Below are 24,113 nucleotides of genomic sequence, written 5' to 3' on the forward strand. Positions count from 1 at the left end.
CCGCCCGCGCGGCGCTTCGCGGGGCAAGCCCGCTCCCACATTTGTTGCAACGTGCCGAACCTGACAGGCCATGGTTGCCAGCCTTGTTGGGCTGGCTGGATTCCTGAGTTGGCATTGCTGTCGCCCCACTTGTCTCAAGCCTTGTACCAAAGCTGACAACGCCTCTCCCACAGGCATGGCCACGTTGCAACAAATGTGAGCGGGCTTGTCCCGCGAAGCGCCGCGCGGGCGGCGCTCGATCTCACAGGCGCAGAAAGTGTCAAGGTGAATACTCGCGAAGCGCCGCGCGGGCGGCGCTCGATCTCCCAGGCGCAACATCTCTCAAGGCAAACCCCCGGCAACCCTCACGCCCCCCCCAAAGCCTCACCACCGCTAATTTCTCCCCCCGCCCATCCGTTCCCCTGTGTACACCTCAGGCCGCCACATGCCGCTGCGCCCACGTTCGCGCAGCAGCCGGCCCGACCCAACCAGACACTGGCAGGAACACCCCATGACGGACGCCTTCGAACTCCCGCTCTCGCTGGTCCAGGCCCTGGCGCAACGCGCCGCGCAGACCCCGGACAAAGTCGCCTTGCGCTTTCTGGCCGACGCTCCCGGCGAGCAGGCCGTGCTCAGCTACCGGGACCTCGACCAGCGCGCACGCACCATCGCTGCTGCCTTGCAAAGCCGGGCCGGTTTCGGCGACCGCGCAGTGCTGTTGTTCCCCAGCGGGCCAGACTATGTGGCGGCGTTCTTCGGCTGCTTGTATGCCGGCGTGATTGCGGTGCCGGCCTACCCGCCGGAGTCCGCGCGCCAGCACCACCACCAGCGCTTGCTGTCGATCATCGACGACGCAGAGCCGCGCCTGCTGCTGACCGTCGCGGCCCTGCGCGACAGCCTGCAGGGCCTGGAGGCCCTGACAGCGGCCAACGCCCCCGAGCTGCTGGCGGTGGATGGCCTGGACCCGGCACTGGCTGCAAACTGGCGCGAACCCGCGCTCAAGGGTGATGACATCGCCTTCCTGCAATACACCTCCGGCTCCACAGCACTGCCCAAGGGCGTGCAGGTCAGCCATGGCAACCTGGTGGCCAACGAACAACTGATCCGCCAAGGCTTTGGCATCGACCTCAACCCAGACGATGTGATCGTCAGCTGGCTGCCGCTGTACCACGACATGGGCCTGATCGGCGGCCTGCTGCAGCCGATCTTCAGCGGCGTGCCCTGTGTGCTGATGTCGCCGGGCTACTTCCTGGCCCGGCCGCTGCGCTGGTTGCAGGCCATCAGCGAATACGGCGGCACCATCAGCGGCGGCCCCGACTTTGCCTACCGGTTGTGCAGCGAGCGGGTCAGCGAGGCCTCCCTGGCCGGGCTCGACCTAAGCCGCTGGCGGGTGGCCTATTCTGGCTCCGAGCCGATCCGCCAGGACAGCCTGGCGGCCTTTGCCGACAAGTTCCAGGCCTGCGGCTTCGACCCGCAGAGCTTCTTCGCCAGCTACGGCCTGGCCGAGGCGACCCTGTTCGTCAGCGGTAGTCGCCGTGGCCAGGGCATCGCCGCGCTGGAGCTGGACGCCGAAGCCTTCGCCGCCAACCGTGCGGAGCCTGGCAAGGGCAGTGTGCTGATGAGCTGTGGCTACCCGCAGCCCGGGCATGCCGTGCGCATTGTCGAACCACAACGCCTGCAGGTGCTGGACGACAACCAGGTGGGCGAGATCTGGGCCGCCGGCCCGAGCATCGCCCTGGGCTACTGGCGCAACCCCGAGGCCAGCGCCCGCACCTTCGTCGACATGGACGGCCAGACCTGGCTGCGTACCGGTGACCTGGGCTTCATGCGCGAAGGCGAAGTGTTCGTCACCGGCCGCCTGAAGGACATGCTCATCGTGCGCGGGCAGAACCTGTACCCGCAGGACCTGGAAAAAACCCTCGAGCGCGAAGTGGATGTGCTGCGAAAAGGCCGGGTGGCAGTGTTCGCCGTCGAGCAGCAAGGCGAGGAGGGCATTGGCGTGGCGGTGGAAATCAGCCGCAACGTGCAGAAGGCGATCAAGCCCCAGGAGCTGATCAAGACCCTGCGCCAGGTGATCGCCGACGCCTGCCGCCAGGCACCGGCCGTGGTCCTGCTGCTGAACCCGGGTGCGCTGCCCAAGACCTCCAGCGGCAAGCTGCAGCGTTCGGCCTGCCGCCTGCGCATGGACGATGGCAGCCTGGACTGCTACGCCCGCTTCCCTGAGGTGAACGAGCCCGTTGCTTCAGTGGGCGCAGGCGATGAACTGCAGGCGCGCATCGCCGATGTGTGGCGCGACATTCTCAAGGTCGAGGCGGTGGCGGCAGACGACCACTTCCTGCTGCTGGGCGGCAACTCGATCGCCGCCACCCACGCCACCGCACGCCTGGCCGATGAACTGGGCATCGAGCTGGGCCTGCGCACCCTGTTCGAAGCGCCGATACTGGCTGACTACGCCAAGGCCGTGGCCGCGATCATCTCCGAAGGCGGTGGCCGGGTCGGTGCCATCGCTACACTGGAACGCACCCAGGCGCTGCCCCAGTCGCTGGCGCAAAACCGCCTGTGGTTGCTGTGGCAGTTGGACCCGCAGTCGGCGGCCTACAACATTCCGGCCGGCCTGCAGTTGCGCGGTGAGCTGGACGAAAACGCCCTGGAAACAGCCTTCCAGGCGCTGGTTGCGCGCCATGAATCGCTGCGCACCCTGTTTGCCGAAGAGAACGGCCAGGCCCTGCAGCGCATCCAGGCGCAGCAGCCGTTCGACCTTCGCCGCCTGGACCTCGAAGGCCAGGCCGCCGAACAGGTCGCCGCCCAACGTGAAACCGAAGCTCGCCAGCCGTTCGATCTGACCCGGGGGCCGTTGCTGCGGGTGACCCTGGCGCGCCTGGACGATGAACACCATCAACTATGGGTGACCCTGCACCATATCGTCGCCGACGGCTGGTCGCTGAACATCCTGCTCGACGAATTCGCCAAACTGTACGCCGCCCACTGCCAGGGCCTTGAGGCCAACCTGGCACCGCTGACCCTGGGTTATGCCGACTACGGCACCTGGCAGCGACAGTGGCTGGCCGCAGGCGAAGCCGAGCGTCAGCTGCAGTACTGGCAGGCGCGTCTGGGGGATGATCTGCCGGTGCTCGACCTGTGCACCGACCACCCGCGCACCAGCCAGCGCGGCCACCGCGCCGCCCGCTTCAACCTCAAGGTACCGGCCAGGCTCACCGAAGCGCTCAAGGGCCTGGCCCGCGAACAGCAGGCCAGCCTGTTCATGGTACTGCTGGCCGGCTGGCAGGCGCTGTTGCACCGCTACAGTGGCCAGGCCGATATCCGTGTCGGCGTGCCCAACGCCAACCGCCCGCGCCTGGAAACCCAAGGCATGGTCGGCTTCTTCATCAACACCCAGGTGCTGCGTGCGCAGCTCGACGGCCGCCTGCCGTTCGACCAGTTGCTGGCCCAGGTGCGCCAGGCCACCCTGGATGCCCAGGCCAACCAGGACCTGCCGTTCGAGCAACTGCTCGAAGCCCTGCCCGAGGCTCGCGAGCAAGGCCTGTTCCAGGTCATGTTCAACCACCAGCAACGTGACCTGTCTGCGCTGCGCCGCCTGCCGGGCCTGCTGGCCGAAGAGCTGCCGTGGCACAGTCGCGAAGCCAAGTTCGACTTGCAGCTGCACAGTGAAGAAGACCACCAGGGCCGCCTGAGCCTGGCCTTCGACTATGCCGCCGAATTGTTCGATGCCAGTACCGTCAAGCGCCTGGCCCAGCACCTGTTGGCCCTGCTCGAGCAGGTGTGTGCCGGGCCGCAGCGGGCGCTGGGCGAGGTGCAACTGCTCGACGAGCCTGGCCGCGCGCAACTGCTGAGCTGGGGCGAGGCACCCGCTGCGCCGCCGCAGCGCCTGCTGGTCGAGCAGCTCAATGAACAGGCACGCCTGACCCCGCAGCGCACCGCCCTGGTGTGGGACGGTGGCAGCCTGGATTACGCAGAGTTGCACCAGCAAGCCAACCGTCTGGCCCACTACCTGCGTGACAAAGGCGTGGGCCCAGACACTTGCGTGGCCATCGCCATCGAGCGTTCGCCGCAGCTGCTGGTGGGCCTGCTGGCCATTCTCAAGGCCGGTGGTGCCTATGTGCCGCTGGACATCGATTACCCGGCCGAGCGCCTGGCCTACATGCTCGCCGACTGCAACGCTGGCCTGTTGCTGAGCCACAGCAGCCTGCTGGGCAAGCTGCCACAGGTTGATGGCGTCAGCGCCATCGCCCTCGACCAGCTGCACCTGGACAGCTGGCCAAGCCATGCCCCCGGGTTGCATCTGCATGGCGACAACCTGGCCTATGTGATCTACACCTCCGGCTCCACCGGCCAGCCCAAGGGCGTGGGCAATACCCACGCGGCACTGGCCGAGCGCCTGCAATGGATGCAGGCCAGTTATGTGCTGGACGACAGCGACGTGCTGATGCAGAAGGCGCCGATCAGCTTCGACGTTTCGGTGTGGGAATGCTTCTGGCCACTGGTGACCGGTTGCAAGCTGGTGCTCGCCGGCCCTGGCGAGCACCGCGACCCGCAGCGCATCGCCGCGTTGGTGCAGGCCCATGGCGTGACCACGCTGCACTTCGTGCCGCCGCTGTTGCAGGTGTTCGTCCAGGAGCCGCAGGCGGGTGCCTGCGGCAGCCTGCGCCGGCTGTTCTCCGGTGGCGAAGCGCTGTCCGCGGCACTGCGTGACCGCGTGCTGCAGGTGCTGCCACAGGTGCAGTTGCACAACCGCTATGGCCCGACCGAAACCGCCATCAACGTCACCCACTGGCACTGCCAGGCCACCGATGGCGAACGCTCGCCGATCGGCCGCCCGCTGGGCAATGTGCTGTGCCGTGTGCTGGACGACGAGCTGGAACTGTCCGCCCCCGGTGTGCCGGGCGAGCTGTACCTCGGCGGTGCAGGCCTGGCCCGTGGCTACCTGGGCCGCCCGGGCCTCACCGCCGAGCGCTTCGTGCCCCGGGCCGACGGCAATGGCGAGCGCCTGTACCGCAGTGGCGACCGCGCCCGCTGGCAGGTGCAGACCGCGGCGCTGGAATACCTTGGCCGCCTCGACCAGCAGGTCAAGGTGCGTGGCTTCCGTGTCGAACCCGAGGAAGTCCAGGCCTGCCTGCTGGCGCAAGCGGGGGTCGAACAGGCGCTGGTGCTGATTCACAAGGATGCCGTAGGTGCGCAACTGGTCGGCTACTACAGTGGCAGCGCCCAGCCTGATGCATTGCTGACGGTGCTGGCTGAACAACTACCGGCCTACATGGTGCCGGCACAACTCATCCCGCTGGCGCAGATGCCACTGGGCCCCAGCGGCAAGGTCGACCGCAAGGCATTGCCGGCCCCGGTGTGGCAGCAGCGGCAGCACGTCAAGCCGCAAACCGAGTTGCAGCAGCAGGTCGCCGCCATCTGGCGCGAGGTGCTGAACTTGCCGCGCATCGGCCTGCAGGACGACTTCTTCGCCCTCGGCGGCCATTCGCTGCTGGCCACTCAAATTGTCTCGCGCACGCGCCAGGCCTGCGATGTCGAGCTGCCGCTCAAGGCCCTGTTCGACGCCAGCGAGCTGGGCGCCTTCTGTGCCGAGATCACGCGTATTCGTGCTGCCGGTGAGCGCAACCTGCAAGGTTCAATCGCCCGCGTCGACCGCCGCCAGGCGGTGCCGCTGTCGTACTCGCAGCAGCGCATGTGGTTCCTCTGGCAAATGGAGCCGGGCAGCCCGGCGTACAACGTCGGCGGCATGGCGCGCTTGCGCGGCACCCTGCATGTGGATGCCTTCGAGCGAGCGCTGCAGGCGCTGGTGGTGCGCCACGAAACCCTGCGCACCACCTTCCCCAGCATCGATGGCGTGCCGTATCAGTGCGTGGCCGAAGACAGCAGCCTGCACCTCGACTGGCAGGACTTCAGCGCCTTGCCCGCCGATGCCCGCCAACAACGCCTGCAACAACTGGCCGACGACCAGGCGCACCAGCCGTTCGACCTGGAGCGCGGCCCGCTGCTGCGTGCCTGCCTGGTCAAAGCCGAAGAGCGCGAGCACTTCTTCGTGCTGACCCTGCACCATATCGTCACCGAAGGCTGGGCCATGGACATCTTCGCCCGCGAACTGGGCGAGCTGTACGAGGCCTTCGTCGATGACCGCGAATCGCCGCTGGCGCCGCTGTCGGTGCAGTACCTGGACTACAGCGTGTGGCAACGGCAATGGCTGGAAAGCGGCGAGGGCGCCCGCCAGCTGGCCTACTGGCAGGCCCGCCTGGGCGATGAACACCCGGTACTGGCGCTGCCTGCCGACCGCCCGCGCCCGGCAGTGCAGAGCCACCGTGGCGAGCTGTACCGCTTCGAGCTCGACCCGGCGCTGGTCTCCCGCGTGCATGCCTTCAACAGCCAGCGCGGCCTGACCCTGTTCATGACCATGACTGCCACCCTGGCCGCCTTGCTGCACCGCTACAGCGGCCAGCGTGACTTGCGCATTGGCGCGCCGGTGGCCAACCGCATCCGCCCGGAAAGCGAAGGGCTGATTGGCGCGTTCCTCAACACCCAGGTGCTGCGTTGCGAGCTGGACGGCCAGATGAGCGCCGCACAGTTGCTGGAGCAGGTACGCCAGGTTGCCATCGAAGGCCAGTCGCACCAGGACCTGCCGTTCGATCAGCTGGTGGAAGCCCTGCAGCCACCGCGCAGCAGCGCCTACAACCCGCTGTTCCAGGTGATGTGCAACGTTCAGCGCTGGGCCTTCCAGCAAAGCCGCCAGCTTGCCGGCATGCAGGTGGATTACCTGGTCAACGACGCCAGCGCCACCAAGTTCGACCTGTACCTGGAGGTGACCGATCTCGACGGCCGCCTGGGTTGCTGCCTGACCTACAGCCGTGACCTGTTCGACGAACCACGCATCGCGCGCATGGCCGAGCATTGGCAGCAATTGCTGGTGGGCCTGCTCGACAACCCGCAACAGCGCTTGTGCGAGCTGCCGATGCTGAGCAGCGCCGAGCAGCAGTTGCTGGCTGGCCAGTTGCAGGGCGAGCAGGGTCTCGCTCTCGACCAGACCGTGCACGGCCTGTTCGCCGCCCAGGCTGCGCGCACGCCACTCGCTGGCGCGTTGACTTTCGCCGGCCGGCACATGACCTATGCCGAACTCGACCAGCAGGCCAACCGCCTGGCCCGCGCCCTGCGCGAGCGTGGCGTCGGTCCGCAGGTGCGTGTGGGCCTGGCGCTGGAGCGTTCGCTGGAAATGGTCGTCGGCCTGTTGGCCATCCTCAAGGCCGGTGGCGCCTACGTGCCGCTCGACCCCGAATACCCGCTCGACCGCCTGCGCTACATGATCGAAGACAGCCGCATCGGCCTGCTGCTCAGCCAGCGCACGCTGCTGCAAACCCTGGGGCAGCTGCCCGAAGGCGTGGTGCGCTGGAGCCTGGAAGACGACAGCGCCAGCCTGTCAGCCTACAGCTATGCGCCGCTGGACAACCTCAACCTGCCGCAGCACCAGGCCTACCTGATCTACACCTCCGGTTCCACCGGCAAGCCCAAGGGCGTGGTAGTCAGCCACGGCGAGTTCGCCATGCATTGCCAGGCGGTGATCGACGCGTTCGGTATGCGCGGCGATGACTGCGAGCTGCACTTCTATTCGATCAATTTCGACGCCGCCAGCGAACGCCTGTGGGTGCCGCTGCTGTGTGGCGCCCGCGTGGTACTGCGTGCCCAGGGGCAGTGGGGCGCCGAAGACATCTGCCAGCTGGTGCGTGAGCAGCAGGTTAGCATTCTTGGCTTCACGCCAAGCTACGGCAGCCAGTTGGCGCAGTACCTGGCCGGGCAGGGCGAGCAGTTGCCAGTGCGCCTGGTCATTACCGGTGGTGAAGCGCTGACCGGCGAACACCTGCAGCGCATCCGCCAGTCCTTCGCGCCGCAGCAGTTCTTCAACGCCTACGGGCCGACCGAAACCGTGGTCATGCCGCTGGCCTGCCTGGCACCACAGACGCTGCCGGCGGAGCTGGGCAGCGTACCGATCGGTCGCGTCATCGGTAGCCGCACGGCCTACATCCTCGACGAAGACCTTGCCCTGTTGCCGCAAGGCGGTATTGGCGAGCTGTATGTCGGCGGTGCCGGCCTGGCCCAGGGTTACCACGACCGCCCGGGCCTAAGCGCCGAGCGCTTCGTCGCCGACCCGTTCGGCAGCGAAGGCGGGCGCCTGTATCGCACCGGCGACCTGGTGCGCCTGGGCAGCGATGGCCTGGTCGAGTACGTCGGCCGCGCCGACCAGCAGGTGAAGATTCGCGGGTTCCGTATCGAGCTGGGCGAAATCGAAAGCCGCCTGCAGGCGCATGCCGATGTCGACGAAGCTGTGGTGCTGGCCCTCGACCTGCCGGGCGGCAAGCAACTGGTGGGTTACCTGGTGTGCAGGCAGGCCGCTGCCGACAGCGAGGTCCAGGGCATGCTGCGCGACGCGGTGAAAGCCGATGCCCGCCAGCACCTGCCGGATTACATGGTGCCGGCGCACCTGGTGCTGCTCGACAGCCTGCCGCTGATGGGCAACGGCAAGCTCGACCGCCGTGCGCTGCCGCTGCCGGACCTGGAACAGGCACGCCAGCAGTACCAGGCGCCTGGCAACGAGGTGGAAGCGCAACTGGCGCAGATCTGGCGCGACGTGCTCAACGTTGCCCGGGTCGGCGTGCAGGACAACTTCTTCGAGCTGGGCGGCGACTCGATCCTGTCGATCCAGGTAGTCAGCCGGGCCCGCCAGGCCGGCTTGCAGTTCACTCCGCGCGACCTGTTCCAGCATCAGACCATCCAGACCCTGGCCGCCATCGTTCAGCGCAGCGAAGCCGCCAGCAGCATCGAACAGGGCCTGCGCCAGGGCCAGGCCGGCCTCACGCCGATCCAGCACTGGTTCTTCGACAGTAAAGTGCCACAGCCGCAGCACTGGAACCAGGCTGTTCTGCTGGAGGCACGCAAGCCGCTGGATGAGGGGGTACTGAAGCGAGCCTTGGCCGACCTGGTGCAGCACCACGACAGCCTGCGCCTGCGCTTCAGTCAGGCCCAGGGCCGCTGGCAGGCTGAATATGCTTCGCTTGCCACCGGGCAATTGCTGTGGACAGCCACGGTCGCCGACTTCGCCGATTGCCAACCGCTGTACACCGATTTGCAACGCAGCCTCGACCTGGAACAGGGCCCACTGTTGCGCGCCTTGCTGGTTAATGACGGGCAGGGCGGCCAGCGCCTGTTGCTGGCTATCCATCACCTGGTGGTCGATGGCGTGTCGTGGCGCGTGCTGCTGGAAGACCTTCAGGCGCTGTACCGAGGCCAGCCGCTGCCGGCCAAGACCCACGCCATGGGCGACTGGGCCGCACGCCTGGCCATCTATGCCGGCAGTGATTCGCTGCGCGACGAGCTGGGCTGGTGGCAAGGCCAGTTGGGCGGCGTGCGCCGCGAACTGCCATGCGATCACCCGCAGGGCGGCAACCTGCACTGCCATGCCCGTACCCTGGCCATCGGCCTGGATGTGGAGCAGACCCGGCAGTTGCTGCAGCAGGCCCCGGCGGCCTATCACACCCAGGTAAACGACCTGCTGCTGACCGCGCTGGCGCGTGCCCTGTGCCGCTGGAGCGGCGACGAAGAAGTGCTGGTACAGCTTGAAGGCCATGGCCGTGACGGGCTGTTCGAAGATATGGACCTGACCCGCAGCGTCGGCTGGTTCACCAACGCCTACCCGCTGAGCCTGCGCCCGCTGCCAGGCGAGGACGATGCAGCGCGGGCAGGCTCGATCAAGCGCATCAAGGAGCAACTGCGCCAGGTGCCGCATAAAGGGCTGGGTTATGGCGTGCTGCGCTACCTGGCCGATACGGCAGTGCGTGAGCAGATGGCGGCCCTGCCGCAGGCACGCATCACCTTCAACTACCTGGGCCAGTTCGACCAGCAGTTCGACAGCACAGCCCTGTTCCAGCCGCTGGACGCCGCGGCCGGCCTGGCCCACGACCTCGATGCACCGCTGCCCAACTGGCTGAGTGTCGATGGCCAGGTGTATGGCGGTGCCCTGCAACTGCGCTGGACCTTCAGTGCCGAACGCTACGACGAGCGGACCATCGCCTGCCTGGCCGAGGCCTATCGTCAGGAGCTGCTGGCGCTGGTCGAGCATTGCCTGGCTGATGGCAACGGCAGTTTCACGCCATCGGACTTCCCGCTGGCGCACCTGACCCAGGCGCAGATCGACGCGCTGCCGGTACCGGCCGCGCAGATCGAGGACGTCTACCCGCTGACGCCGATGCAGGAGGGCATGCTGTTGCACACCCTGCTGGAGCCGGGCACCGGCCTTTACTACATGCAGGACCGCTACCGCATCAACAGCGCGCTCGACCCCGAACGCTTCGCCCAGGCGTGGCAGGCGGTGGTGGCACGCCACGAGGCGCTACGCGCATCGTTCAGCTGGAACACCGGCGAGGCGATGCTGCAGATCATCCACAAACCGGGCAACATGCCGGTGGACTATCAGGACTGGCGTGGCCTCGACGACGACGCCCAGGAGCAGCGCCTGCAGGCCCTGCACAAGCAGGAACGCGAGGCTGGTTTCGCGCTGCTCAGCGAGGCGCCGTTCCACCTGCGCCTGGTGCGTGTGGCCGACGAGCGCTACTGGTTCATGATGAGCAACCACCACATCCTCATCGATGCCTGGTGCCGTTCGCTGCTGATGAACGATTTCTTCGAGATCTACCAGGCCCTCGGCGAGGGGCGCCAGGCCCGCTTGCCGGTGCCACCGCGCTACCGCGACTACATCGGCTGGCTGCAACGCCAGGGCCTGGACGACGCGCGAGCCTGGTGGCAGGCCAACCTGGCCGGCTTCGAACGCGCTACCACCATCCCCAGCGACCGCCCGCTGCGCCACGACCATGCCGGTAGCGGCATGATCGTCGGCGACTGTTACACCCGCCTGGCGGTGAGCGACGGTGTGCGCCTGCGCGAACTGGCCCAGGCCCACCAGCTCACCGTCAACACCTTCGCCCAGGCGGCCTGGGCACTGGTGCTGGCGCGCTACAGTGGCGACCGCGACGTGGCCTTTGGCGTGACCGTGGCCGGGCGCCCGGTGAGCATGCCGCAGATGCAGCGTACCGTCGGCCTGTTCATCAACAGCGTCGCCCTGCGCGTGCAATTGCCGGTGGCGGGTGAGCGCTGCAGCGTGCGGCAGTGGCTGCAAGGCCTGCTGGAGCACAACATGGAGCTGCGCGAGCATGAGTACCTGCCGCTGGTGGCCATCCAGGAATGCAGCGAACTGCCCAAGGGCCAGCCGCTGTTCGACAGCCTGTTCGTGTTCGAGAACGCGCCGGTGGAAACCGCCGTGCTCGACCACGCCCAGCACCTGAATGCCAGCTCCGACTCGGGCCGTACCCACACCAACTTCCCGCTGACCGCAGTGTGCTACCCGGGCGATGACCTTGGCCTGCACCTGTCGTTCGACCAGCGCTATTTCGACTACCCGACCGTCGAGCGCCTGCTGGCCGAGTTCAAGCGCCTGCTGCTGGCGCTGGTGCAAGGCTTTGAAGGGGAGATGAGCGCACTGCCGTTGCTGGGTGCGGAAGAGCAGCGCTTCCTGCTGGAAGACTGCAACCGCACCGCGCGCGCCTATCCGTTGGAACAGAGTTACATCGCGCAGTTCGAGGCGCAGGTGGCCGCGCATCCGCAACGTACCGTGGCCCGCTGCCTGGACGCGTCCTACGACTACGCCGGCTTGAACCTGGCGGCCAACCGTCTGGGCCATGCCTTGATCGCGGCGGGTGTGAACGTGGACCAGCCGGTGGCACTGCTGGCCGAGCGTGGGCTACCGCTGCTGGGCATGATCGTCGGCAGCTTCAAGGCCGGCGCCGGCTACCTGCCACTGGACCCGGGCCTGCCGGCGGCGCGTCTGCAAAGCATCATCCAGCTCAGCCGTACACCCGTGCTGGTGTGCAGCGCGGCCTGTGCCGGGCAAGGGCGGCAGTTGCTGGACCAGCTTGCGTTGGCGGCACGGCCGCAGCTGCTGGTCTGGGAAGACATCCAGGCCAGCCCGGTGGCCAGCCACAACCCCGGCATTCACAGCGGGCCGGATAACCTCGCCTATGTGATCTACACCTCAGGCTCCACCGGCCTGCCGAAGGGGGTGATGGTCGAGCAGCGCGGCATGCTCAACAACCAGTTGAGCAAGGTGCCGTACCTGGCGCTCGGCGAGCAGGACGTGATCGCCCAGACGGCCTCGCAGAGCTTCGACATTTCGGTGTGGCAGTTCCTTGCCGCGCCGCTGTTCGGCGCCAGGGTGGAGATCGTGCCGAATGCCATCGCCCATGACCCGCAGGGCCTGCTGGCGCATGTGCAGGCCACCGGCATCAGCGTGCTGGAGAGCGTGCCGTCGCTGATCCAGGGCATGTTGGCCAACGACCACCAGGCCCTCGATGGCCTGCGCTGGATGCTGCCGACCGGCGAGGCCATGCCTCCGGAGCTGGCGGCGCAGTGGTTGCAGCGCTACCCGCAGATCGGCCTGGTCAACGCCTACGGCCCGGCGGAGTGCTCCGATGACGTGGCGTTCTTCCGCGTCGATGCCGCCTCGACCCGTGGCAGTTACTTGCCGATCGGCACGCCGACCGACAACAACCGCCTGTACCTGTACGGCGAGGACCAGGCACTGGTGCCACTGGGTGCGACAGGTGAGTTGTGCGTGGCCGGCACCGGCGTGGGCCGTGGCTATGTCGGCGACCCGGTGCGCACAGCGCTGGCGTTCATTCCCCATCCTCATGGTGCACCGGGCGAACGCCTGTATCGCACTGGCGACCTGGCGCGGCAGCGCCTGGACGGGGTGCTGGAGTATGTCGGGCGCATCGACCATCAGGTGAAGATTCGCGGCTACCGCATCGAACTGGGCGAAATCGAAGCCCGCCTGCACGAACAGCCGGAAATCCGCGACGCTGCCGTTGGCGTGCAGGAGGGCGTCAATGGCAAGCACCTGGTGGGTTACCTGGTGGCGCATCAGGGCGTTGCAGCCGACGCTGCGTTGCTGGAACAGCTCAAGCAGCGCCTGCGTGCCGAGTTGCCGGAGTACATGGTGCCACTGCACTGGGGCTGGTTCGACAGCCTGCCGCACAACGCCAACGGCAAGCTCGACCGCAAGGCCCTGCCAGCCATCGACGTCGGTGGCCAGCACAGCCAGGCCTACCAGGCGCCGCGCAATGAGCTGGAAGAGGTACTGGCCGGTATCTGGGCGGATGTGCTCAAGGCCGAGCGGGTCGGGGTGCACGACAACTTCTTCGAGCTGGGCGGGCATTCGCTGCTGGCCACGCAAATCGCCTCGCGGGTGCAGAAGCAGCTGCAACTGAACGTGCCGCTGCGGGCGATGTTCGAGTGCAGCACGGTGGAGGAACTGGCGGTGTATGTGCGGGGGCTGCAGGGCAGTGTGCTGGATGACGATAAAGTCGACCGGCTCAGTGACCTTATGGCTGAGCTGGAGGGGTTGTGACCTGAGCAGGTGAGGCCTGCACCGCCCCTGGATTGGTGCACAAAAGTTGAAATTGCTGGGGCCGCTATGCGGCCCTTTCGCGACACAAGGCCGCTCCTACAGATACGGCGTTGTTTCGAGGTTTGGCGCTGCACCTGTGAGCGGGCATGCCCGCGAACACCGGCGCAGCCGGTGCCATACCTGCAACCCCACCTTTCCCATGGTTCTTCGCCGTCATGATGCGGCCCCGATTTTTTCCTGCGACATCGACGCATTGATGAATGCTTCATCATAAGAGTTCGCATGGTAGCGAGCGAGAAACTCATGAGCATTCTCAAATGGCTCGAGGTGTTGATGAGCGAGCATGTAGAAACGATGGCAGTTTGTGGCAATTTCCTCGGTATAGTGAGATGAAATCAAAACACTAGCCCCGTTTTTGCACGCGTTTTTTATACCTAGCCATATGTGGTGTCTGAATTCTGGGTCTACCCCCGCAGTAGGCTCGTCGAGGATGATCAGGTCACTGCCCATGAGCAGTAGCGTCAGTGTGACAAAGCTCCGGACTTCGCCATAGCTGCAAGTAGATGCCTTCTTCTTGTAGATTTCAGCATACCGTTTCGACAGGGAATGTGACCATTCAGAGAGGCGTGAAAGCACCTCGCAGTGATCCGGTGCTGATCTGGAGTTTAACTGTGTAATCAGTTGGTAGACTTCGCTCATCCTGAGCAAGGGCGGTGGTGTCAGTACTTGAGTCAGATAAGCCTGCTGTCTGGATGAATTTATGATTGTGCCGTTGCTTGGTTTTCTGATGTTGCAGATCAGGTCGAAAAGCGTGGTCTTTCCTGCTCCGTTACTGCCCAGTACGCCTACGGCCTCTCCTTTTTTCAACTGTAACGTGATGTTTTGTAAAAGAGGGCTGCTGTTGTATGAGAAGTCCAGGTTTTTGATGGTGAGAAGGTGCATTTTAATAGCGGCTCCATATGGGGTGGATTCTGAATAGCTTTCCTGTTGCATAGAGCCCCGCTGTTGAAATGGCAAAAGCTGTCAGAAAACTAATAGTGAGTGGTATCTCTCCGGTAATTATTCTTGTGCTCAGGTGCAAGGGGTTGATCAACGTTGACCAGTGGGTCAGTTCGTCTTGTGTGGTGCCCAAATAGCCGGAAAGTAACATCAGGAATGAAAGTAGCGAAAATAGCGTCCCGGCTGTGCTGAATTTGATGGGCATCGCTGCAATTGCCAAGCCGATGCAGGCGAATATCAGGTAACTCGTATAGAACGCGGCTGTAAGGTACAGGAATTCTGATGGCGAGTAGGATCCGTATAGAGGCTTGGAGATGAAGTAGAAAAAGCTGGAGTACACGACACTGACCAATGTGTAGCTGACGGCGTGCGATGTGAGGAAAAGTGCAATTGCCTCGCGTTGGTAAATGAATGACCGGACGAAGCCACTTTCTCGTCGTCCGATTAGATAAAAGCCGAGGCCGAAGAAGGCAACGTTTGCAGCGATGTAGGCGTAGAACCACGCAGCAGAGGATATATAGAGAGTGTCTGGTGGCGCTGCAAGGGAACGGCTTTGCCTCAGTAGTATGAACATCAAGCAAGGCGCCGCCGCTGTCCACAGCAACGCAGTGGGTTCTCGCAGGTGTTCCAGGATCAACACCTTGGTGATCATGAGGATCTGTTTTCTTCGCGTTATGGGGTATGGCTTTTTGTTCATTTTTCTCGCCTTTAGTGTCTTCGCGAATGCAGGGGGTAAGGGTTTTATATTCAGGCTGCATGTACGTCAAGTTTGATGGGGGCAATGTGTTGGCTGGGGTGTAATCTAGTTGTTTGAATTGCAGTTGGTATTGTGAGATGTATCTGAGGGGTATGTCTGATCGCGATCTGTTCACTGGTCATGGGAGTGAAAAAGACGTCTGTTTTTTGTAAGGCGGATCTGAAATTGTTGTGGGATTGTTATATGTTTTATCGCCGGGCGTTGTTTTCCGATGATCGGTTCGGAAAAGTGTTTGTCGCCTTAGGTGGTATAACTTAGTGTTGCCAAATGTGAACTTGGCCATTGGCTGGCATCTGGGCCGATGTGCTCGAGGACGAGCTGGAGGGGTTGTGACCAGAACAAGTGAGGTCTGCATCGCCCCTTGTAGGAGCGGCCTTGTGTCGCGAAAGGGCTGCACAGCAGCCCCAGCAATTTCAGCTTTTATGCAGCAATTTGGGGGCCGCTATGCGGCCCTTTCGCGACACAAGGCCGCTCCTACAGATACGGCGTTGTTTTCGAGGTTTGGCGCTGTACCTGTGGGAGCGGGCATGCCCGCGAACACCGGCGCAGCCGGTGACATAACACCGCGTTGAGTTCTTCGCGGGCTTGCCCGCTCCCACAGGGCCGCCACAGCCTTGTGCTACGAATGGGCTGCAAGGCAGCCCCGGCGATTTCACATCAGCGCTTGCCGAGAATCTTCCCAAGCAACTCCGGCCGCGGCGCGCCTTGCTGGCTCTGCAGGTTGCCCTGCTCATCCTGATAGAAGATCGCCGGGGTCGCCTGCAAGCCCATTTCTTCCATCAGCGCCATGTTCGCCGCCAGCTTTTGCTGCACCGCCTCCGGCACCTGCTCCAGTGCCTTCAACTTGCTGGCCTTGCCGGCCTTTTCATGTTCCTCCAGTGCCTTGGCCGGGTCTTTCGCCGCCAGCAGCGCCGCCGACTTGCCCGGGCTGTCCTCGCGGATGATGCCGACCATGATATGGCGCAACTGCACCTTGCCAGACTCCACCCATGGCCGCGCCTGTTCCCAGAACATGTTGCAGTACGGGCAGTTGGGGTCGCTGAACAGGTACACCTTGCGCGGTGCATCGTCCTTGCCGTCGGCGATCCAGGAGGTTTTCTCCATCTTCGCCCAGATTTCCTTGCTCATCGGCGCATACACCAGCTTTTTCAGCGGCTCGGCACTGAGGTCGTTGCCCTTTTCGTCGAACAGGCTGCCGACCAGTACATGCTTGCCGTCAGGGGTGAGGTACAGCGCCAGGCCGTTGTTCTGGTACTCGGCGGCATACCCGCGCAGGCCGTTGGGGGCGTCGAAGCTGCCTTTGATCACGGCGCCCTTGGCTTGTAGTTGCGCAATCGCCTTGGGCAACTCTTCGGCCTGTAGGGCGGGGGCAGCTAGCAGAGCCAGGGACAGGGGCAGCAGTGCAGTCAGTCGCATGTCAGTTTCCTTGTGCGGCAGGGGCGGGCGCGGTGGCCCGGTCGAAAGGCTCCAGGGCGTGGCGCAGGCTGGCTCGGGACAGCTCGCCCAGATGGCTGCCGACCAGGCGCCCGTCGGCGTCGTAGAACAGGGTGGTGGGCAGGGCCATGGAGCCGACGCGCTGGGCCAACAGGCCGGTGCCGTCGAACAGCACGTGGGTCAGGCTCAGGCCGGTGGTGGCGAGGAAGGTGCTGACGTTTTCCGGGGTCTCGCCCTGGTTGACGAACAGGAAGGTCACGTGCGGGTAAGCGCTTTGCGCCTGTTGCAGCACCGGCATTTCGCGTCGGCAGGGTGGGCACCAGGTGGCCCAGATGTTGATGACCAGCGGTTTGCCGCGGTAGCTGTGCAACGCCACGGATTGGCCGTTGGCCTTGCGCAGGCTCAAATCGGGCAGTTCGGTGCCCTTGCTGTACAGGTGGCCCCCGAGGCTGGCCAGGCCCCAGAACAGCGCGCCGCTGAACAGCGCCCAGCCCAGCGGGCGGCGCAGGCCCGGATGGCGCCAGCCCTGCCACAGGGCGCCGAGCACGATGCCGGCAAGGCCCGACCAGAACAGGAAGCCGCCATCACGGATATCGATGATCTGCAGCAGATCGTCCTGGTACATCGGCCAGTAGGCCAGCACGAAGCCGGCGCGTGCGCACAGCAGGCCGATCAGGAACAGGTTGAACAGTGCCGATTCCGGGCTCTCGCCGCCACGCCGGGCGACCCACCAGCCGACCATGCTGGCGATCACCAGGGCGGTGAGCATCAGCAGGTGGTTGAGGGCCATGGTCAGTGGCCCGAGGGTTACGGTCAGCATCAGCCTTGGCTCCTGGTCTGGGTCCAGTGTTGCAGGAAGGCGGCCGCATCCACTTCACCGGTGATGCGCCGCGCGCGGCGTTCGTCGCCTTCCGGGCCGACCCAGATGATGCTGGGCGGGCCGGGTACCTGGTAGCGCTGCAGCAAGGCCTGGCTGGCCGGGGTGTCGGCGGTCACGTCCAGGCGCAGCAGGTGCACACCGGCCAGGCCGGCCTGCACGTCGCTGCGGGCGAACACCTGTTTCTCCATGACCTTGCACGACACGCACCAGTCGGCATAGTAGTCGAGCATCACCCACTGGCCACGGGCCTTGGCCGTATCCAGTTCGCGTTGCAGGTCTTCGGGGCGGCTGACGGTGACGAAAGCGTCCTCGATGTGCTGGCCGGTGGCCGGCGCAGCGCCGCCACCGGCGAACGGGCGCAGCGGCTGCCAGAGGTCGTCGCCACCAGCCGCCGCACCCACCAGCAGCAGGCCGCCCCACAGGGCTCCCAGCAGTGGCAAGGCGCGCAACGCCGGCAACCGCTGCAGGGCCGGCCAGGCAGCCCAGGCCAGGGCAATCAGCAAGGCGCCGCTCAGGGCCAGCAGCAATGCTGCGGGCAGCAGGCTGCGCAAGGTGTATAGCGCCATGCCCAGGAACACGAAGCCGAACACGCCCTTGACCCGGTTCATCCAGGCGCCCGGGCGGGGCAGGTAGCGGTTGCCCAGGGTTACCAGCAACAGCAGCGGCACGCCCATGCCCAGGCCGAGGCTGAACAGCACCAGCGCCCCCTGCAGCACGTCGCCGCTCTGGGCGATGTACAGCAGCGCGCCGGCCAACGGCGCGGTCATGCACGGGCCCATCAGCAGGCCGGACAGCGCGCCCAGCAGCGCCGCGCCATACAGGTTGCCACCACGGGTGCCTTGCCCGGCGCGGTCGAGGCGGTCACGCACGGCGGCGGGCAGTTGCAGTTCGAAGGCGCCGAACATCGGCAGGGCCAGCAGCACGAACAGCCCCGCCAGGCTGCCCAGCAGCCAGGGTTGCTGCAGCCAGGCCTGCAGGCTGGCACCCAGCAGTGCGGCGACCACGCCCAGGGCGGCATACACCAGGGCCATGCTCAGTACATAGACCCCGGCCAGTATCCAGCCGCGCCGGGCGCTGGCGCCATTGCCCAGCACCAGCCCGGCGAGGATCGGCAGCATCGGCAGCGAGCAGGGGGTAAAGGCCAGCAACAGGCCCAGGCCGAAGAACGCGAGCAGGCTCCAGGCCAGGTGGCCTTTTTGCAGGTCGCTGGCCAGGGCCTGGTCACTGGCTTGTTCGACCGCCGGCGCCACACTGCCACCCAGGTCGACCAACGTGGTTTGCGGGGGGTAGCACAGGCCGGCGTCGGCACAGCCCTGCCAGCCCAGGCGCAGCTGGCCCTGGGCATCGGCCGGGAGCAGCAGTTCGAGCTGGTCGCGGTACACCGCACTGTCGCCGAAGAACTCGTCGTGGTGGTTGAGAGCGGCCGGCAGTTGCGGGTGCTGTTCGGCAGGCAGGCCGTCGAACTTCAGCCGTTTCTGATACAGGTAGTAGCCAGGCTGGATCTGGAAGAACAGGCGCATCTGGCCGTCGGCCTGGCGGTCGTGGGTAAGCACGAAGGCCTGGTTGACCGGCAGGAAGTCCGGTTTGACATCGAACGGGTTGGCCTGCAATGGGCCGGCCAGCAGTAGTGTCAGGAAGAGCAGGAGGACGCGCATGTCTTCGCCTTGGCAATACGTTGAAAGGGGTCATGCTGGCTTGGGTCGATTAACCCAAGGTTAACTCTGGTTTTTGGTCAGGGGGGGCGCATCAGGGCTTGCAGGTGTTTGCCGTGGGATTGTCTGCGCCTGGGAGATCGAGCGCCGCGCGGGCGGCGCTCGGTCTCCCAAGCGCCGAAGATCCTAAGACGAACGCCTACCAGCCCCAGAGCAAATTCCGCCCCAGATCCCAGACATGTCGCGACATATTGTCGGCTTGACTTTGCCTGCGCCAACACAATTGCTGTAAAGTTGACGTACAGGTCAGCTTTTCAGGCTAGTACCAGAATCAAAAAAAGGGCAGACCCCCTGCTGCCCAGAGGATCAAGCATGTCCAACCGTGATATTTCCCGGCGCGCCTTCCTGCAAGGCGGCCTGATCGCTGGTGTCGGCGTGACCATGGCGCCGCTTGGCAGCCAGGCATTCGCCGCGCTGATGGAGGAACGCGTCACCACCTCGCCGCAGAAGTGGATGAACCATGATGGCAAGGCACGTTTCCGTAACGATGCCTTGTCCAAGGTGTGCGGCGACAAGGTGTTCGCTCGCGACATCCGTGCCAAGGACATGCCCGGCTGGCCCGCACAGCAGGGCCATGCGCTGCTGCTCAAGGCGACCAAGGCCGATCGTATCTATGCCGGCCATGACCTCAGCCTGCTTGGCGCCGACCTGCAGCCGGACCGCATCGTCACCGCTGCCGACCTGGAAAAGGACGGCATCGCCTGGCCCGAGGCCCACTCGCCCGACCCGCTGCTGCCGCCCGGCAAGGTGCCTATGTTCATCGGCCACCCGGTGGCGATCCTGATCTGGCACGACTTCGAGCGCTTCCGTCAGGCCAAGCGCAAGCTGCAGTTCAATGACCAGGCGATCCGCTATGGCGCCCAGGCGCCGCTGTACCAGCGCGACCCCTACGGCAGCTTCCGCTTCGTGCGCGTGGGCGGTGCCACACCGTTCGACGACGATGAATTCTCCAGCCTGAAGAATTCCATGCTGTTCCCTACCATCCTCAACCGCAAGCCGGTGTGGTCGAAGCAGCCCAACCAGCATGGCGACCTGACCGAGCAGGGCCTGTTCTACGCCAAGCGCATGGCCGAGCAGCTGGACAACCCGCCCGAGGACTGGCTGGTGTTCGACGAGCGCTACAAGACGCCGTCCATCGAGCCGGCCGCCCTGGAGCCGGACAACGGCAACGGCTGGTACGACCCGGCCAGCGGCACGCTGCACTTTGTGGTGGCGACCCAGTGCCCGTTCGAAGTGGCGCAGGAATGCGTGCACATGATCAAGCCGTCGCGCTTCGCCCTGAACACGCTGAACATGCACCCGGGCTATACCGTGGGCTACGGCTCGAAAGACAACAACATCTTCGTCTTCTACGCCGCCGTGGCCGCGCTGTATGGCGCCGGTGTGCCGATCCGCCTGGCCAACGACCGCTACGAGCAGTTTCAGAGCGGTATCAAGCGCCATGCCTTCGATATCCGCTACCAGTTGGCGGTGGACAAGAAGGACAACAGCTTCAGGATCTTCCGCGCCGACATGACTTGTGACGGCGGCGGGCGTATCAACTACAGCCCCTCGGTGGCGGCGGTCGGCGCCACGGCGGCGCAGTCGATCTACTACATGCCGCAGAATGATCTGTCGGTCACTGCCTATCATTCCCGTGGCGTCGAGGCCGGCTCCATGCGTGGCTACGGCACCCTGCAGACCATGGCCGCCACCGAAATGATGGTGGATGAGATCGCCGGGCGCCTGGGCGTCGATGCCATCGACCTGCGCCGCGCCAACGCGCTGAAGTCGGGCATGAAGAACACCCAGGGCGCGGTCCCGGCCGGCGCCCTGCGCCTGTACGAGATTCTCGACAAGGCCGCCGTGCACGACTGGTGGCGCAACCGCGACACGCGCAAGCAGCAGATGGATGCCAAGGACCCGGACCACTGGTATGGCGTGGGCTTTGCCATCTGCCAGAAAGACTTCGGCACCGGCTCCGAAGCCCCCATGGCCAGCATCGAGTTCAGCCGCGACGGGCGCATCAGCCTGCGCCACATCGGCACCGAGCTGGGTACCGGCATGTCCACCTCCCAGGCCCTGGTTGTCAGCGATTTCCTCGGCCGCTCGGCCGACGAGGTGAAGACCGCGGTCACCGAATGGCCGGAGCTGAAGCTGACCACCAGCGGCAACCCGTACCTGATCAGCCAGCCCGAGCAGGACGCCGCGCTGCGCAACCCGCGCTGGGTCGGCAAGCTTGCTTCGCCGTCGTCGGCGACCAACTCGGCCTTCTACTTCAGCCATGCCACCCGCGAAGCGGCACGCGTGCTGTTCAACCACGGTCTGTGGCCGGCGGCCATGGCCATCTGGCGCCAGGGCCCGTACGGCGGCCAGGCCAACCCGCTGGTGGTGCGCCGCGAGAATGCGGTATGGGTCAACGGCGAGCTGACCGGCAACGGCCTGTCACCTATCCCGTTCGCCCAGCTGGCCCAAAAGGCCCATGAAATGGGCCTGGTCACCGGCGTCAGCGTGCACGGCTTCAACCGCTGGAGCTGGGCCGAGGCCGACTTCGTCATCGATGGCGTGCGCGAACGCTTCCCGCTCGATGCGGTGGCAGTCAAATACGGCGATGGCGCGGTGAGCGCCAAGAAGGCGCAGATGAGCAGCCACGGCTACCACCTGCTCGACCGGCAGAACGCCGCCTACCCCGACACCCAGCTGAACAACGCCATGGTCACCTACTACAGCCCGGTGGCGACCATTGTCGAAGTCAAGGTGAACAAGGGCACTCACGAAGTGCAGGTACTCAACCATCACAGCTGGGTCGAGTGCGGCCGGGTGCTTGTGCCGGAACTGGTCAAGGGCCAGCTCGAGGGCGGTATCGCCATGGGCATCGGCCATGCCTTGACCGAAGAAATGCCGTTGTACGAGGGCGGGCCCGGGGAGGGCGACTGGAACTTCAACCGCTACCGCCTGCCGCATGCGCGCGACGTGGCGGTCTGGCAGCAGACCAGTGAAATCCTACCGCCGCTGTCACCGACCGACCCGTCCAAGGGCATTGCCGAGGTGGTGATGATCCCGGTCGTGGGGGCCATCGGCAATGCTGTCGCGCATGCCATCGGCAAGCGCGTTCGCGATCTTCCCATCACCCCAGCCCGTATCAAGGAGGCCCTCAATGGCTAACCGTCCACTGCAACTGACCCTCAATGGTCAACCGGTCGGCCCGGTCGAGGTCCCCGACGACCTGGCGATGATCGACTACCTGCACGAACACCAGAACCTCACCGGCTCGCGCCTGGGCTGCGGCCAGGGCATCTGCCACGCCTGCGTGGTGATCGTCGACAACCCCGACGGCACCAGCGAGGAGGTGCGTACTTGCATTACCGGCGCGCATTACTTCGAGGGCAAGAAGGTCCGCACCATCGAGGGCCATGCCAAACAGGACGAGGCCGGCAACCTCACGCTGAACCCGATCCAGCAGAAGTTCGTCGACCTGTTCGCCTTCCAGTGCAGCTACTGCGCGCCGGGCTTCGTCAATGCCGCCACGGTGCTGGTGGAAACCGCCCAGCGCCAGCCGCTGAAGAAGAGCGAGGTGGAGGATCGCATCGAGGCGAGCCTGGGCCACCACATCTGCCGTTGCACCGGCTACGTGCGTTACTACGACGCCACCCGTACGGTGCTCAACGACCTCGGCCTGGTCAAGGAGGGTTGAGCATGGGTCTTGTTCGTAGCGCAATGGCGCTGGCTCTCGGGCTTGCCGTTACCTCGCTTGCCCAGGCAGCCGACCAGGCGCAGGTCAAGCGCGGTGAATACCTGGCCCGCGCGGCTGACTGCATGGCCTGCCACACCGCTGAAGGCGGTGCGCCGTATGCTGGCGGCCTGCCGATCCATTCGCCGTTCGGCACCATTTACGGCAGCAACATCACCCCGGACAAGCAGTACGGCATCGGCAACTACAGCGCCGACGAATTCTTCGCCGCGGTAACCGAGGGCAAGCGCAAGGACGGCGCCAACCTCTACCCGGCGATGCCGTACACCTCGTACCACCTGATCAAGCGCGAAGATTCGGACGCGATCCTCGCCTACCTGATGACCGTGCCGCCAATCAACCGCCCGGCACCGCAGACTGCGTTGCGCTTTCCGTTCAACGTGCGCCAGGGGCTGAGCGGCTGGAACATGCTGTACGGTAAAAGCGTGCAGTTGCAGCCGACCGAGGGCAAAAGCCCGGCCTGGCAGCGTGGGCAGTACATGGTCGAAGTCATGGGCCATTGCGGCGAGTGCCATACCCCGCGCAACCCGATCGGTGCGTTGCAGCAAGACCAGCGCCTGAGCGGCGGCCTGCTGGGTGGCTACCTGGCCCCGAGCCTGCTGGCCCAGGACCTGGCCGAGCGCGGCTGGACCCAGCCGGACCTGACCACCTTCCTCAAGCACGGCATCAGTGCTCAGGGCAGCATGTTCAACGAAATGTTCCCGGTGGTGCACCACAGCACCCAGCACCTGGAGGATGCCGACCTGGCGGCCATGGCCACCTACCTGCTGGGCGACCAGCCACCGTCGGCCAAGGCCATTCAGGCGGTGGCACTGGAGCAGATGAGCGACAGCGCCAGGCGCGGCCGCCAGCAGTACCTGAACGTCTGCGCCGGCTGCCATGGGGTGGACGGCGAGGGCAAGCCGCACATCGCCGTGGCCATGCGCGGCAACACGGTGCTACGCCAGGCCGACTCGCGCAACCTGGTCAAGGTGGTCCTCGAAGGCATTCGTGAACAGCAGTTCACCGGCTTCGAGCGCATGCAGCCGATGCCGGGCTTTGCCGACAAGCTCGATGACCAGCAGGTGGCGGATATGGTCAACTACCTGCGCCAGGCCTGGGGTGGATTGCCCGGTGACCTGAGCGTACAGCAGCTCGCCGAGCTGAAGGCGGAGTAA

General features: G+C 65.3%; 9 protein-coding genes. 4 read left to right on the forward strand and 5 right to left on the reverse strand.

The window, feature by feature from the left end; translation table 11 throughout:
* The first annotated feature begins 490 nt into the window (after positions 1-490).
* Entirely contained in the window at positions 491-13,444 is a 12,954-nt protein-coding gene (locus IMX18_RS05795) for a non-ribosomal peptide synthetase (protein WP_217191025.1), read from the forward strand.
* A 213-nt stretch (positions 13,445-13,657) separates the two neighbouring features.
* Here IMX18_RS05795 and IMX18_RS05800 read toward each other — a convergent pair whose 3' ends face one another.
* The 5 genes from IMX18_RS05800 to dsbD form a co-directional block, all read right to left on the reverse strand.
* Complete coding sequence (locus IMX18_RS05800) at positions 13,658-14,386, reverse strand: ATP-binding cassette domain-containing protein (RefSeq protein ID WP_015271128.1); 729 nt, start codon at positions 14,384-14,386, stop codon at positions 13,658-13,660.
* Position 14,387: 1 nt separating this feature from the next.
* A complete protein-coding gene (locus tag IMX18_RS05805; RefSeq protein ID WP_043935785.1) occupies positions 14,388-15,140 on the reverse strand; it encodes an ABC transporter permease in 753 nt (250 codons plus the stop codon).
* 717 nt (positions 15,141-15,857) lie between these two features.
* Positions 15,858-16,616 carry a thiol:disulfide interchange protein DsbG gene (gene dsbG, locus IMX18_RS05810; protein ID WP_100413674.1) on the reverse strand — a complete coding sequence of 253 codons (759 nt, stop codon included), beginning with the start codon at positions 16,614-16,616 and terminating at the stop codon, positions 15,858-15,860.
* Between the two features lies 1 nt (position 16,617).
* Positions 16,618-17,454 carry a TlpA disulfide reductase family protein gene (locus tag IMX18_RS05815; protein ID WP_100413673.1) on the reverse strand — a complete coding sequence of 279 codons (837 nt, stop codon included), beginning with the start codon at positions 17,452-17,454 and terminating at the stop codon, positions 16,618-16,620.
* Positions 17,454-19,169: a protein-disulfide reductase DsbD gene (gene dsbD, locus IMX18_RS05820; protein ID WP_100413672.1), complete on the reverse strand. Its 1,716-nt coding sequence runs from the start codon at positions 19,167-19,169 to the stop codon at positions 17,454-17,456. The genes IMX18_RS05815 and dsbD overlap by 1 nt, the downstream gene beginning before the upstream one ends.
* Positions 19,170-19,538: 369 nt before the next feature.
* On the opposite strand from dsbD, the gene IMX18_RS05825 reads away from it, so the two are divergent.
* The 3 genes from IMX18_RS05825 to IMX18_RS05835 are packed head-to-tail and all read left to right on the forward strand — an operon-like array spanning position 19,539 to position 24,113.
* Positions 19,539-22,370, forward strand: a complete 2,832-nt coding sequence (locus IMX18_RS05825) for a xanthine dehydrogenase family protein molybdopterin-binding subunit (RefSeq protein WP_217191022.1) — start codon at positions 19,539-19,541, stop codon at positions 22,368-22,370.
* On the forward strand, positions 22,363-22,899 hold the full coding sequence (locus IMX18_RS05830; protein WP_013973477.1) for a (2Fe-2S)-binding protein: 537 nt from the start codon (positions 22,363-22,365) through the stop codon (positions 22,897-22,899). Before IMX18_RS05825 ends, IMX18_RS05830 begins: the two co-directional genes overlap by 8 nt.
* Positions 22,900-22,901: 2 nt before the next feature.
* Complete coding sequence (locus IMX18_RS05835) at positions 22,902-24,113, forward strand: cytochrome c (protein WP_015271122.1); 1,212 nt, start codon at positions 22,902-22,904, stop codon at positions 24,111-24,113.

Source organism: Pseudomonas shirazica, assembly GCF_015168335.1.
In the GTDB taxonomy this organism is placed as follows: domain Bacteria; phylum Pseudomonadota; class Gammaproteobacteria; order Pseudomonadales; family Pseudomonadaceae; genus Aquipseudomonas; species Aquipseudomonas asiatica.